The sequence below is a fragment of the Faecalibacterium sp. I3-3-33 genome, assembly GCF_023347295.1.
Classification (GTDB): Bacteria; Bacillota; Clostridia; order Oscillospirales; family Ruminococcaceae; genus Faecalibacterium.
The window spans coordinates 2,708,811-2,725,669 of the sequence record NZ_CP094469.1 but is presented as its reverse complement, the minus strand read 5'-3'; the positions used below and the strand labels follow the sequence as shown (position 1 = coordinate 2,725,669).

The 16,859-nt window shown below is 55.7% G+C and carries 8 protein-coding genes and 3 rRNA genes; 6 read left to right on the top strand and 5 right to left on the bottom strand.

Annotated features, from left to right (window positions below; genetic code table 11):
• The first annotated feature begins 178 nt into the window (after window positions 1–178).
• A complete protein-coding gene (locus tag MTP39_RS12755) occupies window positions 179–1,756 on the top strand; it encodes a RecQ family ATP-dependent DNA helicase (RefSeq protein WP_236132167.1) in 1,578 nt (525 codons plus the stop codon).
• Between the two features lie 177 nt (window positions 1,757–1,933).
• Here MTP39_RS12755 and nrdG read toward each other — a convergent pair whose 3' ends face one another.
• Window positions 1,934–2,491, bottom strand: a complete 558-nt coding sequence (gene nrdG / locus MTP39_RS12750; RefSeq protein ID WP_097782280.1) for an anaerobic ribonucleoside-triphosphate reductase activating protein — start codon at window positions 2,489–2,491, stop codon at window positions 1,934–1,936.
• A gap of 89 nt (window positions 2,492–2,580) precedes the next feature.
• On the bottom strand, window positions 2,581–4,752 hold the full coding sequence (gene nrdD / locus MTP39_RS12745) for an anaerobic ribonucleoside-triphosphate reductase (RefSeq protein WP_249240801.1): 2,172 nt from the start codon (window positions 4,750–4,752) through the stop codon (window positions 2,581–2,583).
• 962 nt (window positions 4,753–5,714) lie between these two features.
• Here nrdD and MTP39_RS12740 point away from each other — a divergent pair.
• The 4 genes from MTP39_RS12740 to MTP39_RS12725 all read left to right on the top strand — a co-directional run bounded on the left by MTP39_RS12740 (window position 5,715) and on the right by MTP39_RS12725 (window position 11,957).
• Window positions 5,715–7,225 (top strand): 16S ribosomal RNA (locus tag MTP39_RS12740).
• 271 nt (window positions 7,226–7,496) lie between these two features.
• A 23S ribosomal RNA gene (locus tag MTP39_RS12735) occupies window positions 7,497–10,331 on the top strand.
• A 126-nt stretch (window positions 10,332–10,457) separates the two neighbouring features.
• Window positions 10,458–10,574: ribosomal RNA gene (gene rrf, locus MTP39_RS12730) — 5S ribosomal RNA — on the top strand.
• Together the 16S, 23S and 5S rRNA genes form the textbook arrangement of a ribosomal RNA operon.
• Window positions 10,575–10,796: 222 nt before the next feature.
• Complete coding sequence (locus tag MTP39_RS12725) at window positions 10,797–11,957, top strand: glycosyltransferase family 4 protein (RefSeq protein ID WP_249240800.1); 1,161 nt, start codon at window positions 10,797–10,799, stop codon at window positions 11,955–11,957.
• Between the two features lie 50 nt (window positions 11,958–12,007).
• On the opposite strand, the gene MTP39_RS12720 is transcribed toward MTP39_RS12725, so the two are convergent.
• Window positions 12,008–13,624, bottom strand: coding sequence for a phospholipase D-like domain-containing protein (locus MTP39_RS12720; RefSeq protein ID WP_249240799.1), 1,617 nt, complete (start codon window positions 13,622–13,624; stop codon window positions 12,008–12,010).
• A 191-nt stretch (window positions 13,625–13,815) separates the two neighbouring features.
• Here MTP39_RS12720 and udk point away from each other — a divergent pair, with 191 nt between their 5' ends.
• Window positions 13,816–14,445: a uridine kinase gene (udk, locus tag MTP39_RS12715; RefSeq protein ID WP_249240798.1), complete on the top strand. Its 630-nt coding sequence runs from the start codon at window positions 13,816–13,818 to the stop codon at window positions 14,443–14,445.
• 602 nt (window positions 14,446–15,047) lie between these two features.
• On the opposite strand, the gene atpC is transcribed toward udk, so the two are convergent.
• On the bottom strand, window positions 15,048–15,446 hold the full coding sequence (gene atpC, locus MTP39_RS12710) for an ATP synthase F1 subunit epsilon (RefSeq protein WP_249240797.1): 399 nt from the start codon (window positions 15,444–15,446) through the stop codon (window positions 15,048–15,050).
• Between the two features lie 3 nt (window positions 15,447–15,449).
• Window positions 15,450–16,844: a F0F1 ATP synthase subunit beta gene (atpD, locus tag MTP39_RS12705; protein ID WP_005921508.1), complete on the bottom strand. Its 1,395-nt coding sequence runs from the start codon at window positions 16,842–16,844 to the stop codon at window positions 15,450–15,452.
• Window positions 16,845–16,859: the final 15 nt, after the last annotated feature.

Sequence of the window (16,859 nt, the reverse complement as noted above, 5' to 3'; positions counted from 1 at the left end):
TCTCATTATAGCATTTTCGCGCCTGAAAAGCTATCCTTCCCGGGCAGAAAGATCGGTTATTGCACATTTTTGCGCAAAGTGACGCTTTTTTCTGCCAAAAGTATCGGTTTTGTGGTATACTGATAAGGTTTTGAGCGTTCTGTGCACTGCTGCATCTACTTATATAACGGAGGAAACCATGGAAAACCCGCACAGTATCCTGAAAAAAGTTTTCGGCTACGACAGCTTCCGCCCCGGGCAGGAGGAGATCGTCAGCCGCCTGCTGGCCGGGCAGGATGTGCTGGCGGTCATGCCCACCGGCGCGGGCAAATCCATCTGCTATCAGGTACCGGCGCTGCTGCTGCCGGGCATTACCATCGTGGTATCCCCGCTGGTCAGCCTGATGAAGGATCAGGTGGGGGCACTGGTGCAGGCGGGCGTGGCAGCGGCTTTTCTGAACAACAGCCTGACCGACAACCAGAAGGCGCTGATGCTGCACCGCGCCCGGGAGGGCTGGTACAAGATCATCTATGTAGCACCGGAGCGGCTGGAGATGCCGGGCTTCCAGCGGTTTGCGCAGGAGCGGCAGATCAGCATGGTCACGGTGGACGAGGCGCACTGCATCAGCCAGTGGGGACAGGATTTCCGCCCCAGCTATCTGCGCATCAAGGAATTTGTGGACAGCCTGCCCAGCCGCCCGGTCATCGGTGCGTTCACGGCTACCGCCACCGCCCATGTGCGGGAGGATATCCGCACCCATCTGGCGCTGCAAGCGCCCTACGAGGTGACTACCAGCTTCGACCGTCCCAACCTGTACTTCGAGACCCGGCGGGCGCTGCCCAGCCAGAAGCCCAAGGAGCTGCTGGAACTGGTGCTCAAGGAGGGCAATCATGCGGGCATCGTGTATTGCAGTACCACCCGGCAGGTGGACGAGACGGTGCAGCTGCTGCAGAGCCGCAGCATCCGGGCGGCGGCTTACCACGCAAAGCTGGATGCAGACACCCGGCGGCAGAATCAGGACGACTTCCTCTACGACCGGGTGCAGGTGATGGTGGCCACCAACGCCTTTGGCATGGGCATCGACAAGCCCAATGTGCGGTTCGTCATCCATTATAATATGCCCAAGGATCTGGAAAGCTATTATCAGGAGGCCGGGCGTGCCGGGCGGGACGGCCAGCCCGCCCGCTGCACCCTGCTGTATTCCGGCACGGATGTGCGCACCATCCGCTTTTTCATCGACAAGGAGCGGGAGGCCGACAACGGTCTGCCTGCGGATGTAAAGGCCGAAGCCGCCCGCAAGGCAGAGGAGCGGCTCAAGTACATGACCTTCTACTCTACCACCCAGCACTGCCTGCGCGGCTTTCTGCTGCAATACTTCGGGGAGGCTGCGCCCAAAAAGTGCGGCAACTGCTCCTGCTGCCTTGCCGCCGAGCAGGAAGCGCAGCTGCAGGTGGAGTACGCCCGCCGCCGTGCCGCCCAAAGCGCCGACCGGCTGGAAAAGCCCCGCCGCGCAAAGCCTGCCGCAGCGGGCAGCCTGAGCGAGGCGGACGAAAAGCTGCTCAACGCTCTGTACGCCGTGCGCAAGCGCCTTGCAGGTAAGCAGAACCTGCCCGCCTTTATGGTGTTCAACGATGCCACCCTGCGGGAGATGGCAGAGAAAAAGCCCATGAGCATCGACGAGCTGCTGAACATCAGCGGCGTGGGCGAAAAGAAGGCCGCCCGCTATGGCAACGCCTTCCTGCGCGTCATCGAGGACGCCGTGGGCAGCCGGGAGTGAAAAAAGAAAGAAGCCGCTGCACAGTCTGTGCAGCGGCTTCTTTTAGTGCGGGATGATTTCGAATGGCCTCCGCGTTGCTTTGGCCATATTCAGCGGAAGAATTATTTTTAATAGAGCGTTTGTCGCGGCCTGCGGGCTGCGACAAACGCATTTTCACGAGAAGGAGTTCAGCACCGCTTACCGTTCCATGGTATGGGTGGCGAACACCTTTTCGTCCTCCCACCACACGGGCTGCCCGGCGGCAAGGGACTTGGGCACATCCAGCAGGCGCTGGTTGCGGCTGCCGCGGAAGCGCAGGGAGATGTCGTGCTCAGCCTGCACAAATCTGCCGTCCACCAGCACATCCAGCAGTGCCAGCAGCTCGTCGGTCACTTCGCACCGCGCGGGGCTGGGCTCTTTGCCGGTAAGCTGTTCCCAAGTGTAGCCGGAGTAGCACCACACCGTCTTGGCGGGGTACAGCGCCTTGAAGTTGCGCACAAAGGGCAGCAGCTCCCGCTGATTCTCTGGTTCAAAGGGTTCGCCGCCCAGCAGGGAGAGCCCGGCGATATAGTCCGGCTGACAGGAGGCGAATACCTCGTTGCGCACGGTCTTATCAAAGGGCTGCCCGTAGTCAAAATCCCATGCCACGGCGTTGAAGCAGCCCGGGCAGTGGTGGCGGCAGCCGGACACAAAAACGCTGGTGCGCACCCCGGGGCCGTTGGCGATATCGTAATATTTGATGTTTGCGTAGTTCATGCTCATGTTCCTGTCGTTTGCTGAAAAGATGTTTGGAGCGGCCTTTCGGCCGCTCCAAACATCAAATCAAAAATAAAATTTAGCTGTTGTTACAGATGCAGCACGCGATCCTTGATCTCCTGCGTGCGGCCCTGGTTCCAGAACTGGGTGCCGATATAACCGCAGGTGCGGCGGGCAACGTTCAGCTTGTTCTGGTCGCGGTTGCCGCACTTGGGGCACTCCCACACCAGCTTGCCATCGTCCTCCACGATCTTGATCTCGCCATCGTAGCCGCACACCTGACAGTAATCGGACTTGGTGTTCAACTCGGCGTACATGATGTTATCGTAGATGAACTGCAGCACGCTCATGACGGCTTCCAGATTATCCTGCATATTGGGCACTTCCACATAGCTGATGGCACCGCCCGGGGACAGGCGCTGGAAGTCGGCCTCGAATTTCAGCTTGGTAAAGGCGTCGATGGGCTCAGAGACATGGACGTGGTAGCTGTTGGTGATATAGTTCTTGTCCGTGATGCCCTCCACGATGCCAAAGCGTTTCTGCAGGCACTTGGCGAACTTGTAGGTGGTGGATTCCAGCGGGGTGCCGTAGAGGGAGTAGTCCATGTTCTCGGCTTTCTTCCACTCGTTGCACTTGTCGTTCATGTGCTGCATCACGCTCAGGGCAAAGGGCTTGGCACCGGCGTCGGTGTGGCTCTTGCCGGTCATATACTTCACGCACTCGTACAGGCCGGCATAACCCAGACTGATGGTGGAGTAGCCGCCGAACAGCAGCTTGTCGATCTTTTCACCCTTCTTCAGGCGTGCCAGCGCACCATACTGCCACAGGATGGGGGCAGCATCGCTGGGGGTGCCCAGCAGCCGCTGATGGCGTGCCTGCAAGGCGCGGTGGCACAGCGCCAGACGCTCGTCAAAAATCTTCCAGAACTTTTCAAAGTTACCGCCGGAGCTCAGGGCAACGTCCACCAGATTGATGGTGACCACGCCCTGATTGAAACGGCCATAGTACTTGGGCTTGCCGGTCTCGGGGTCCACATAGGGGGTCAGGAAGCTGCGGCAGCCCATGCAGGTGTAGCAGTGCCCCTCACCGTTTTTGTCTACCTTCAGCTCCAGCATCTTCTTTTCCGAGATGTAGTCCGGCACCATGCGCTTGGCGGTGCACTTTGCGGCCAGCTCGGTCAGGTAGTAGTAGGGAGTGCCGGGGCGGATGTTGTCCTCCTCCAGCACATAGATCAGCTTGGGGAAGGCGGGGGTGATCCACACACCGGCCTCGTTCTTCACGCCCTGATAGCGCTGCCGGATGGTCTCCTCAATGATGATGGCAAGGTCGGCCTTTTCCTGCGGGTTGCGGGCTTCGCCCAGATACATGAATACCGTAATGAAGGGCGCCTGACCGTTGGTGGTCATCAGGGTGACAACCTGATACTGGATGGTCTGCACGCCGCGGTTGATCTCGTTGCGCAGACGGCGCTCCACGATCTCCTTCTTGCGCTCGGCAGAGACGTCCAGCCCTTCCATCTCCAGCTCCACCTCAGCGGCAATCTTCTTGCGGGAGACGTCCACAAAGGGAGCCAGATGGGTCAGGCTGATGCTCTGGCCGCCGTACTGGTTGGAAGCTACCTGTGCAATGATCTGGGTGGCAATGTTGCAGGCGGTGGAGAAGCTGTGCGGCTTCTCAATATAGGTACCGGAAATAACGGTGCCGTTCTGCAGCATATCTTCCAAGTTCACCAGATCACAGTTGTGCATGTGCTGGGCAAAGTAGTCGGAATCGTGGAAGTGGATCAGACCCTCCTGATGTGCCTTTACGATCTCCGGGTCCAGCAGCAGGCGGGCGGTCAGATCCTTGGAGATCTCGCCGGCCATATAGTCGCGCTGCACGCTGTTGACGGTGGGGTTCTTGTTGGCGTTCTCCTGCTTGACCTCTTCGTTCTGGCACTCGATCAGGCTCAGGATGCGCTCGTCGGTGGTGTTGGTCTGGCGCTTCAGGCTCTGGACGTAGCGGTAGGTGATATAGTGGCGTGCTACATCGTGCGCCTGAATGTCCATCAGCTGGTTCTCCACCAGATCCTGTACTTCTTCCACGCTGACCGCGCGGTTGAGCTGCTGGCACTGGTCGGTAACGGCTGCGGCAATCTGGGTGATCTGCTCCCGGCTCAGACGAGCCTGACCGCCCACAGAATCGCTGGCTTTGGTAACGGCGGTGATGATCTTGGTAATATCAAAAGGAACTTCTGCACCGTTTCGTTTGATGATCTTCATCGGTTCTCCTCCTTCTATATAGGCGCATTGTGAACGGGTACCTCTTATCATAAGAGATACCCGTCTGCGCACAACGATATCCAACAAACTGAATGTAGCTCTATTTTATCATTATCTAGTGGCAAGTCAAGCAAAATACCACTATATTTTGCGTTTTGTAGCAATCGCCAAAAATAGCAGATATTTTTCGGGACAAAATTTTGCACGGAAACTCTTGACAGCGCAGTGCGCTTTCCGGTGGGTAATATCAGCCGCCGTCTATACCTGTCTGGGTTTCACGCTGCCTATATAATGTAATAATATAGGGCTGAATCCTCTCAGGCGCTGCGCGCCAGCTTCCCCGAAAGGGGGAGCTTTTATGCATCTTCCGGTTAGTGCCAATAAAGCTCCCCCCGAGAGGACGGATTTCCCCCGGCCGGGGGAAAATGTCACCGCAGGTGACAAAAGGGGGAATCAGGCATCGCGCAGCGATGCCTGAGAGGGTTCTTTGAGGTTGGAGTTTTGCCCCCAAACCCCCACCGCAAAGAATTTGGAAAAAAGATGTCAAAAAGTGTTGACAAGTGCCCCGGGGTGTGGTATTATACTTGAGCGCCAAGCGCTGAGACAAAAGAATGACTTCTGAAGCCTCAGCAGGAAGCCCTTGAAAAGAACCAATAGACGCTGAAAAACACCAGTTGACACTGAGATGTGCGAAGCGCTCCAAGTTCAGAAAAGTTCAAAAGCTTCTCAAAAAAGTGCTTGACAAAAAACTGCTTCTGTGGTAAAATAATCAAGTCGTCAGCCGCAAGGCTGCGGCGCACAGGACCTTGAAAATTGAACAATATCGAAAGAACTTGTAACAGAACCTATTTTCGTGTTGGAAAAACACGGTAAACAATTCCAAACAAAAGTAATTCACACAGGACGCAAGCGATTGCGTGCTGAGCGAAACAAGATTTAACACTTTTAAGTGATAAATATCATTTATAAAGAGTTTGATCCTGGCTCAGGACGAACGCTGGCGGCGCGCCTAACACATGCAAGTCGAACGAGCGAGAGAGAGCTTGCTTTCTCGAGCGAGTGGCGAACGGGTGAGTAACGCGTGAGGAACCTGCCTCAAAGAGGGGGACAACAGTTGGAAACGACTGCTAATACCGCATAAGCCCACAGGTCGGCATCGACCAGAGGGAAAAGGAGCGATCCGCTTTGAGATGGCCTCGCGTCCGATTAGCTAGTTGGTGAGGTAATGGCCCACCAAGGCGACGATCGGTAGCCGGACTGAGAGGTTGAACGGCCACATTGGGACTGAGACACGGCCCAGACTCCTACGGGAGGCAGCAGTGGGGAATATTGCACAATGGGGGAAACCCTGATGCAGCGACGCCGCGTGGAGGAAGAAGGTCTTCGGATTGTAAACTCCTGTTGTTGAGGAAGATAATGACGGTACTCAACAAGGAAGTGACGGCTAACTACGTGCCAGCAGCCGCGGTAAAACGTAGGTCACAAGCGTTGTCCGGAATTACTGGGTGTAAAGGGAGCGCAGGCGGGAAGACAAGTTGGAAGTGAAATCCATGGGCTCAACCCATGAACTGCTTTCAAAACTGTTTTTCTTGAGTAGTGCAGAGGTAGGCGGAATTCCCGGTGTAGCGGTGGAATGCGTAGATATCGGGAGGAACACCAGTGGCGAAGGCGGCCTACTGGGCACCAACTGACGCTGAGGCTCGAAAGTGTGGGTAGCAAACAGGATTAGATACCCTGGTAGTCCACACTGTAAACGATGATTACTAGGTGTTGGAGGATTGACCCCTTCAGTGCCGCAGTTAACACAATAAGTAATCCACCTGGGGAGTACGACCGCAAGGTTGAAACTCAAAGGAATTGACGGGGGCCCGCACAAGCAGTGGAGTATGTGGTTTAATTCGACGCAACGCGAAGAACCTTACCAAGTCTTGACATCCTGCGACGGTTCTGGAAACAGAACTTTCCTTCGGGACGCAGAGACAGGTGGTGCATGGTTGTCGTCAGCTCGTGTCGTGAGATGTTGGGTTAAGTCCCGCAACGAGCGCAACCCTTATGGTCAGTTACTACGCAAGAGGACTCTGGCCAGACTGCCGTTGACAAAACGGAGGAAGGTGGGGATGACGTCAAATCATCATGCCCTTTATGACTTGGGCTACACACGTACTACAATGGCGTTAAACAAAGAGAAGCAAGACCGCGAGGTGGAGCAAAACTCAGAAACAACGTCCCAGTTCGGACTGCAGGCTGCAACTCGCCTGCACGAAGTCGGAATTGCTAGTAATCGCAGATCAGCATGCTGCGGTGAATACGTTCCCGGGCCTTGTACACACCGCCCGTCACACCATGAGAGCCGGGGGGACCCGAAGTCGGTAGTCTAACCGCAAGGAGGACGCCGCCGAAGGTAAAACTGGTGATTGGGGTGAAGTCGTAACAAGGTAGCCGTAGGAGAACCTGCGGCTGGATCACCTCCTTTCTAAGGAGTCAGGCAATGACAGAGCATCTAAGATGGTCAGTCATTGGAACAGGTGATAAGTTAAAAGTTTAAGTAGATATTGTTCGATTTTGAGGGCCCTGAAAAGGACACTCAAAGACGTACCTTGAAAACTGAATAATAACTGCGAAACAAAGATTATAGTAAGTTCTTTTTTAAGAAATATTACAATTTCAAAAGGAAGGGTAACAATAATCTTCGTTGGCAAGAGAGAATCAAGAGGATACCAAATGTTCTTAAAGAACGTTTGAAAGGTCAAGCGAACAAGGGCGCAGGGCGAATGCCTTGGCACTGGGAGCCGATGAAAGACGTGATAAGCTGCGATAAGCTTCGGGGAGCTGCAAATAAGCATTGATCCGGAGATTTCTGAATGAGGAAACTCACCTGGGTTCATACTCAGGTACGTTATACTGAACTTAAAAATAGGTATATCGAGGGAACCGCCTGAACTGAAACATCTAAGTAGGGCGAGGAAGAGACATCAAACGAGATTCCGTAAGTAGTGGCGAGCGAACGCGGAAGAGGGCAAACCGGAAGTAGAAATACTTCCGGGGTACGGACCGCATTTAGGACTTGAGTTGTTAACCGAACGGCATGGGAAGGCCGGTCAGAGAGTGTGAGAACCACGTAGGTGAAAACGACAAGAGCTGAGCGAGTTCCAGAGTACGGCCAGACACGTGAAACCTGGTCGGAATATGGGGGGACCACCCTCCAACCCTAAATACTACCCAGTGACCGATAGCGTATAGTACTGTGAAGGAAAGGTGAAAAGCACCCCGGGAGGGGAGTGAAAAAGAACCTGAAACCCTGTGCCTACAAGCACCTAGAGCACGTCAATGTGTGATAGGGTACTTTTTGTAGAACGGTCCGGCGAGCGATTGTATGCAGCAAGGTTAAGGACTTAAGGTCTGGAGCCGAAGCGAAAGCGAGTTTGAAAAGGGCGTTAAGTTGCATACAATGGGCCCGAAACCGGGTGACCTACCCATGGTCAGGTTGAAGTGGAAGTAAAATTCCATGGAGGACCGAACCGACCTCCGTTGAAAAGGCGGCGGATGAACTGTGGGTAGCGGAGAAATTCCAATCGAACCCGGAGATAGCTGGTTCTCCCCGAAATAGTTTTAGGACTAGCCTCAAGTTAGATACCTGGAGGTAAAGCACTGAATAGCCTAGCGGCCGAGAGGTTAGCGAAGCTTATCAAACTCAGAATGCCAGAGTATTGATGCTTGGGAGTCAGACAGTGTCAGATAAATGTCATTGTCAAAAGGGAAACAGCCCAGATCTACAGCTAAGGTCCCAAAGTCAGGTTAAGTGGAAAACGATGTGAAGATACGTAGACAACCAGGATGTTGGCTCAGAAGCAGCCACACATTCAAAGAGTGCGTAATAGCTCACTGGTCGAGCGTCTTTGCGCGGAGAATTTAACGGGGCTAAACCTGACACCGAAGCTTAGGCAATGCAGCAATGTATTGGGTAGGGGAGCGTTGTATACGCGGTGAAACAGTAGCGCAAGCGGCTGTGGAGTGTATAGAAGTGAGAATGCCGGAATGAGTAGCGCGAATGCAGTGAGAATCTGCATGGCCGAAAGCCTCAGGTTTCTGGAGGAAGGTTCGTCCGCTCCAGGTTAGTCGGGAGCTAAGGTGAGGCCTAACGGCGTAGCCGATGCACAGACGGTAGAGATTCCGTCACCACCAAAAGAGTTAAACACAGGGACACATTTGAAGTCTCGGAGCCGGGTGTTGGTTCCGGTAGCGATCGAGGGAAATTAGTACCGAAGTCCGGGATGGAAGATGGCGAGAAAAGCTGTGTGTATTTCTGCGGTGCCCGTACCGCAAACCGACACAGGTAGGTAGGAAGAAGATTCTAAGGCCAACGGGAGAAGGGTTGTTAAGGAACTCGGCAAATTGACCCCGTAACTTCGGGAGAAGGGGTGCTCTAGCGATAGAGCCGCAGAGAATCGGCCCAAGCAACTGTTTACCAAAAACACAGGTTTGTGCTAAATCGAAAGATGACGTATACGAGCTGACGCCTGCCCGGTGCTGGAAGGTTAAGAGGAGATGTGCAAGCATTGAATCGAAGCCCCAGTGAACGGCGGCCGTAACTATAACGGTCCTAAGGTAGCGAAATTCCTTGTCAGGTAAGTTCTGACCCGCATGAAAGGCGTAATGATTTGGGCACTGTCTCGACAGCCCGCCCGGCGAAATTGTAGTACCGGTGAAGATGCCGGTTACCCGCGACAAGACGGAAAGACCCCATGGAGCTTTACTGTAGCCTAATATTGGGTTTCGATGTTGCATGCACAGGATAGATGGGACACTGGGAAGCAAGTGCTTTGGCATTTGTGGAGTGGCCGTTGGGATACCATCCTTGCGATATTGGAATTCTAACCTGCGCCTTTGAATCAAGGCGGGGGACATTGTTAGGTGGGCAGTTTGACTGGGGCGGTCGCCTCCTAAAGAGTAACGGAGGCGTTCAAAGGTTCGCTCAGCTTGAACGGAAATCAAGCAAAAGAGTGCAAACGCAGAAGCGAGCCTAACTGCGAGACTGACGGGTCGAGCAGTAACGAAAGTTGGAGTTAGTGATCCGGTGGTATGTGAGTGGAAATGCCATCGCTCAACGGATAAAAGTTACCCTGGGGATAACAGGCTGATCTCCCCCAAGAGTCCACATCGACGGGGAGGTTTGGCACCTCGATGTCGGCTCATCGCATCCTGGGGCTGTATTCGGTCCCAAGGGTTTGGCTGTTCGCCAATTAAAGCGGTACGCGAGCTGGGTTCAGAACGTCGTGAGACAGTTCGGTCCCTATCTGTCGTGGGCGCAGGATATTTGATGGGAGCTGTTCCTAGTACGAGAGGACCGGAGCGGACGTACCTCTGGCGCACCAGTTGTTCTGCCAAGGGCATAGCTGGGCAACTATGTACGGATCGGATAAACGCTGAAAGCATCTAAGCGTGAAGCCGACCCAAAGATAAGATATCCCATTGTTTCAAACAAGTAAGACCCCTTGAAGACTACAAGGTTGATAGGCACGATGTGTAAGTGGAGCGATCCATTCAGCAAGCGTGTACTAATAGGTCGAGGGCTTGACCACAATTCGCTTGAGACTTTTAAGTCAACGAAAAAATGTTAGCAGTGATTATTCAGTTTTGAAGGCACGTCCTTCTAAGAAATACTGGACAGAGACACAGAAATGTGTTATACTGATTCAGTCAAATTGGTCGGTGTCGATGACGGTAAGGTTCCACCTGTTCCCATTCCGAACACAGAAGTTAAGCTTACTTGTGCCGAAGATAGTTAGCTGGAAACGGCTTGTGAAAATAGGTAGTCGCCGACTTAGAAAAAAGCGCTTCAGGAATTTCCTGAAGCGTTTTTTAGTGTGTAAAAGATGAAATTTCTACAAATAGAGCAAGATATAACTGAAAATTCACATTTTATTAAAATATTTCATGGAAATTAGTTGCGGCTAAGTGATGCTTATGTTACAATAATGATATATTAGTGTGATGGAAACTGGATTTGACGGGGATGTATTACAAAACGGAAGGAAGTAGTTACGGTGAAGGTGGCGATGATCGGGCACAAGGATTTTCCTAGTCGCTCGGGCGGTGTGGAGGTCATGGTTGGCGGGCTGGCCAGAAGTCTGGTGGAACGCGGCTATGACGTGACTGTGTATAACCGCGGCTTGGAAAAGCACCATAATGTGTACGATGTGGACGGCGTTCACGCACGGCGGGTGTTTACCCTGCAAAAGCCTGCATTGAATGCCACGATCTACTCTTTTCTGGCAACCTTTGATGCGCTGTTCCGGGGTTTTGATGTGATCCATTACCACGCCATCGGCCCCAGTGTACCGCTGCTGATCGCCAAACTGTTCGGCAAGCGCACCGTATGTACGGTGCACGGTTTGAACTGGAAAGTGGACAAATGGCGCGGCTTTGCTAGCCGTTATATGAAGCTGGGAGAGCGGATCGCTGCAAAATATGCGGATGATCTGGTGGTGCTTTCGGAGACGGAGTGGAACTATTTTTTGCAGAAATATGGCCGCGCGTCTATTCTGATCCCCAATGCCATCCGCTTTTATGAAAGGCATGCTTGCAGTCTGATCCGGGAAAAATACGGGCTGGAGAGGGGAGAGTACATCCTGTATGTGGGGCGTATCTCGCCAGAAAAAGGCACGCTGGATCTGGTGGAGGGCTACCGCAAGGCCAAGACAGGGAAAAAGCTTGTACTGGTCGGCCCGCTGGACGACAGCGAATATTGCAAGACCGTACAGCAGCAGGCACAGAATGACCCTAATATCATCATGACCGACTATTTGGTGGGTGACCTGCTGAAGGAGCTTTACAGCAACTGCGGGCTGTTCGTTCTGCCCAGCCACACCGAGGGACTTTCCCTGTCGTTGCTGGAGGCGATGTCCATCGGTGCACGGTGTCTGGTGAGCGATATCCCCGAGAATACGGTCGTGACCGACATTTACGGCGCGGCCTTCAAACCGGAGGATACGGACGACCTTGCCCGGGCGCTGGAGCGGGAATGCGCACAGGAGTACCCGGACGCAATGCGGCAGCAGCAGATCGAGTACGTCCATACAAATTTTGAGTACGATGTGATGTTAGACCGTTACGAGGAGGCCTATCATCATGTGGTGGGCGACCCGCTGAAGGCGATGCCCTCCACCCTGAAAAAAAAGAAAGTGCCGGCAGGCGCAAAAGCATAAGCCAAGAACGCCCCGGAAACGTTTGACAGCGTTTCCGGGGCGTTTTTCGTTTAGATCAGCGGGGCGATGAACTTGAGCATCATACCCACCAGATGCAGCAGCTTTTTGCCCTGCCAGACGCTCTGGCGGGTGGGCTCTACCGTGCGGCACTGTGCCAGTGTATCCTGAAAATCAGCCTCAATACGAGGCAGACAGTCCACACCGCGCATCCAGACCGCGTTTTCAAAGTGGTGGTACAGGCTGCGGTAGTCCAGATTGATAGTGCCTACAACCGCCTCTTGCCCGTCCATGATCATCACCTTGGCGTGGGTGAAGCCGGGGGCCCACTCGCTGATCTTCACACCGGAGGACAGCAGCGGCAGGTAATGGGTCTTAGCCAGCGCATAAGCAAACCACTTGTCCGGCTTGCCGGGTAAAATCAGGTGCACATCTACGCCGCGCTCTGCGGCAAAGCGCAGGGCAGTCTCCAGCTCGCCGTCCAGAATAAGATAGGGCGTGATGATATGTACGCTGTGCCGGGCGCGGTTGAGCAGGTCGATGTAGACCATCTCACCCACGCGCTCGCCGTCCAGCGGGCAGTCCCCGTAGGGGATGACAAAGCCGTTGGCCTGCGTTTCCGGGATGGGGCGGGTAAGGAACTGGGCGAACTCCGGCTCCCGCTGGATGCTCCACATCTGCAAAAACAGGGCGGTCATGGTGCGCACGCCCTCGCCCTCCAGCATGACGGCGGCGTCCTTCCAGCGGCCATATTTTTCAACGTGGTTGATGTACTCATCGGCCAGATTCACGCCGCCGGTAAAGCCCACACGACCATCCACGACAAGGATCTTGCGGTGGTCGCGGTAGTTGTAGTGGGTGGAAACAAAGGGCGTGACCGGCGCAAACACCTTGCAGCGGATGCCCAGCGCTTCCAGCCGTCTGGGGTAGTCCCGGGGCAGGGTGGAGAACTCGCAGGTGCCGTCATACATCACCCGCACATCCACGCCCTGTGCGGCCTTGCGTGCCAGAATTTCCAGAATGCGCCCCCACATCAACCCTTCGTCAATGATGAAGTATTCCAGAAAAATGTATTGGGTGGCGCTTTCCAGCTGGGGCAGCAGTGCGGCAAACTTGGCTTCTCCGCTGGGGAAATAGGTCACCTGCGTGTTTTCGTACACCGGGAAGCCGCCGCCCCGTCCGCGCAGATACTGCGCCAGAGAGGCCGCGCCGGGGCAGTCTGCGTCCAGCGCCTTGTCGGCCTTTTTGGGCTGCGGCAGCTGGCTGCGGGTCTGCCCTTCCAGCTCCATCAGGCGCTTTTTGAGCACCCGGTGGCCCACATCCTCCTTGGTGTACCAGAACAGCAGCACGCCCAGCACAGGAGCCAGCGCCGTGACAACCAGCCACGGGATGCGCACACTGTTGTTCATGTCCTGATTGAGCAGGTAGACCATCATGGCCGCCGTGACCAGCAAGGTGCCGCCCAAGTAGTGGGGCAGCAGGCCGCTGAACCAGCGCATCAGGCTGAACAGCGCCCCAAATTGTAGCACCAGCAGCACCAGCACCAGCCCGAAGCGGCTGAAGATGGCGTGGATAAGCCCTTTCTGGCTTTTGCGGAGCAGGCGGATGCCGCCGTCCTCAAAGACCCGGACCTTGCTTCTCATGGTGTGCTGCAATGTTTCTTTTGACATTTTGACCGTCCTTTTTTGTGAATGTGTCGGCGGGTGGTCTGCAAGCCCTGTCCAAATGACACATTTTGTGCTATGATAAAAGGGAAGAACTGCTGCCGGGCGGCAGCAGAGCAGATACAAATTTATTATAATCCATTCCCGCCGGTTTTTCCACAGAAACCGGCAGATTTTGTGCAGAAGGAGTTTGCATTATGAACAACCTGATCATTGGCATCGCGGGCGGCTCTGGCAGCGGCAAGACCACCCTTGCACTGCGGCTGAAGGAGCGCTTTGGGGAGGACGAGGTGCGGCTGATCTCCCACGACAGCTACTACAAGCGCCACGATGAGCTGCCCTTTGATGAGCGCTGCAAGCTGAATTACGACCACCCGGACGCCTTCGACAACGCCCTGCTCATCTACCATTTGCAGGAGCTGAAGGCCGGCCGTGCCATCGACTGCCCGGTGTACGATTATTCCAACCACAACCGCAGCAACGAGGTGCAGCACATCGAGCCCGCCCCGGTGCTGATCGTGGAGGGAATTCTGCCCTTTGTAGAGCCGGAGCTGTGCGCCCTGTTCGACTACAAGATCTTTGTGGACACGGACGCGGACGAGCGCATCCTGCGGCGCATTCTGCGGGACGTAAAGGAGCGCGGGCGCAGCTTGGACAGCGTGATCGATCAGTACCTTACCACGGTCAAGCCGATGCACGAGGCCTTTGTAGAGCCCAGCAAGCGCAACGCGGACATCATTGTGCCCAACGGCGGCGAGAACAGCACCGCCGTGGAGATGCTTGCGCACCACATCCGCACCCTGATCGAGCGGGCGAACCGGGGATAAGACGATTTGGAATGGCTTCCGCTGGGAGGATTTCTGCTTGCCAAGGGCTGTTCTCTTTTGACACCAAAAGAGAACCAGAAAAGTGCGTGCTCCGCAGGGAAAGTTACTGCTTGGCGCAAGCGAGCAAAGATGCTCCGCTGGGCCAGAGGCAGGGAGGGGTGTTCCGAGTCCCCCCTCCCTACCTCTGGACTCCACCCACCCCGCAACGGGCCAAGGGCTGCTCGCCCTTGACAATCCTAAAGAAGAAGTCGAAGCACAAAAAAGCTAGCGCTGCGCCAGTCGGCGCTATCGCTTTAACGCTTTTTTCGCTTCTCCATTTATAGCCCCTCAGTCGCTACGCGACAGCTCCCCCAGGGGAGCAAGCGCTCTCCCGCAGCGCCGCGCTTTCGCAGAAAGCGGCGCTGCAAATGCAGTTTGCCGCCACGACTCCTCCTGTGAAAATAGCGTTTGGAGCGCTCCGCAGAGCGCGACAAACGCGAAATTTAAAATATTTTTTCCGCTGATTATGCGCAGAGCGAAGCGGAGCGCATTCCCAATCGTCCATCACAAAACAAAAGGCACCCACAGCCATCCGGCTGCGGGTGCCTTTTTGCATACAGGGTTTAACGGACAGAGGTACGCACCAGCGCGCGCTTGAGGCGCGCCTGTGCCAGCTCGTACTCACGGTCGTTCAGGTTCTTGCGGGAAAGGATCTCCTCGGCGCGCTTTTTGGAAGCTTCTGCACGCGCCTGATCGATGTCCTCCGCCCATTCCCAAGTGGTAGCCACCAGACGCACGTCCCCGTCCAGCACGCTGAGCAGGCCGCCCATGCAGGCTGCACGGCGGCGCTGACCGTCGGCATCCACAATGTGCGCCTCGCCCATGCCCAGTGCCGTGCAGTAATCGCCGTGCTTTGCCAGAATGGCGATATCGCCGTCAATGGCGCGGCAGACGATGCGCTCGGCCTGACCTTCAAAGGCGCAGCCGTCCGGCGTGACCACCGTCAGATGAAAGGTCGTCATGGCTTACCCCTTCTTCGCTTTTGCGAACACGTCGTCGATGGTGCCCGCGAACAGGAATGCGCTCTCGGGCAGCTCGTCGCACTCGCCGCTCAGGATCATCTTGAAGCCCCGCAGGGTCTCCTTCAGCGGCACATACTGGCCGGGCATACCGGTGAACTGCTCTGCCACATGGAAGCTCTGGCTCAGGAAGCGCTGCACCTTGCGGGCGCGGCTGACGGTACGCTTGTCCTCCTCGCTCAGCTCGTCCATGCCCATGATAGCGATGATGTCCTGCAGCTCCTTGTAGCGCTGCAGCACCTTCTGGACGGCGCGGGCGATCTCGTAGTGCTCCTGACCCACGACCTCCGGGCTGAGGATGCGGCTGGTGGAGTCCAGCGGGTCCACAGCGGGGTAGATGCCCTGCGATGCAATGTCACGGCTCAGCACCGTGGTAGCATCCAGATGGGTAAAGGTGGTGGCAGGGGCGGGGTCGGTCAGGTCGTCGGCGGGCACGTAGACGGCCTGCACCGAGGTGATAGAGCCCTTGCGGGTGGAGGTGATGCGCTCCTGCAGGGCACCCATCTCGGTAGCCAGCGTGGGCTGGTAACCAACGGCAGAGGGCATACGGCCCAGCAGTGCGGATACCTCGGAACCGGCCTGCGTGAAGCGGAAGATGTTATCGATGAACAGCAGCACGTCCTGATTCTTCACATCGCGGAAGTACTCCGCCATGGTCAGGCCGGACAGTGCCACGCGCATACGGGCTCCCGGGGGCTCGTTCATCTGGCCGTAGACCAGCGCGGTCTTGTTGATAACGCCGCTCTCGGTCATTTCGCCGTACAGGTCGTTGCCCTCACGGGTGCGCTCGCCGACGCCGGTAAATACCGAGTAACCGTTGTGCTCGGTGGCGATGTTATAGATCAGCTCCTGGATCAGGACGGTCTTGCCGACACCGGCACCGCCGAACAGGCCGATCTTACCGCCCTTGGCGTAAGGGCAGATCAGATCCACGACCTTGATGCCGGTCTCAAGGATCTCGGTGGTGGACTGCTGCTCCTCGTAGCTGGGAGCGGGACGGTGGATGGGCCAGTAGGCATCCGGGGTGGGGGCGGGCTTGTTATCCACCGGCTCGCCCAGCAGGTTGAACACGCGCCCCAGACACTGGTCGCCTACGGGCACCTTGATGGACTCGCCGGTGTCCACGGCATCTGTGCCGCGCACCAGACCATCGGTGCTGCTCATGGCAATGCAGCGTGCCACATTGTCGCCGGTCAGCTGAGCGACCTCCACCACCAGCTTCTGGCCGTGGTTGTCGATCTCAATGGCGTTGAGCAGCTCCGGCAGCTCGCCATCCTTGAACTGGATGTCCAGCACCGGGCCAATGACCTGGATCACCTTGCCGATATGTTTTTCGGACATAGGCTACAACTCCTT

What these genes read in the sequence shown, in the direction of transcription:
- atpD (WP_005921508.1), bottom strand. Translation starts at nt 16,844, where the DNA reads ATGTCCGAAAAACATATCGGCAAGGTGATCCAGGTCATTGGCCCGGTG.
- nrdD (WP_249240801.1), bottom strand. Translation starts at nt 4,752, where the DNA reads ATGAAGATCATCAAACGAAACGGTGCAGAAGTTCCTTTTGATATTACC.
- MTP39_RS12720 (WP_249240799.1), bottom strand. Translation starts at nt 13,624, where the DNA reads ATGTCAAAAGAAACATTGCAGCACACCATGAGAAGCAAGGTCCGGGTC.
- udk (WP_249240798.1), top strand. Translation starts at nt 13,816, where the DNA reads ATGAACAACCTGATCATTGGCATCGCGGGCGGCTCTGGCAGCGGCAAG.
- MTP39_RS12755 (WP_236132167.1), top strand. Translation starts at nt 179, where the DNA reads ATGGAAAACCCGCACAGTATCCTGAAAAAAGTTTTCGGCTACGACAGC.
- atpC (WP_249240797.1), bottom strand. Translation starts at nt 15,446, where the DNA reads ATGACGACCTTTCATCTGACGGTGGTCACGCCGGACGGCTGCGCCTTT.
- nrdG (WP_097782280.1), bottom strand. Translation starts at nt 2,491, where the DNA reads ATGAACTACGCAAACATCAAATATTACGATATCGCCAACGGCCCCGGG.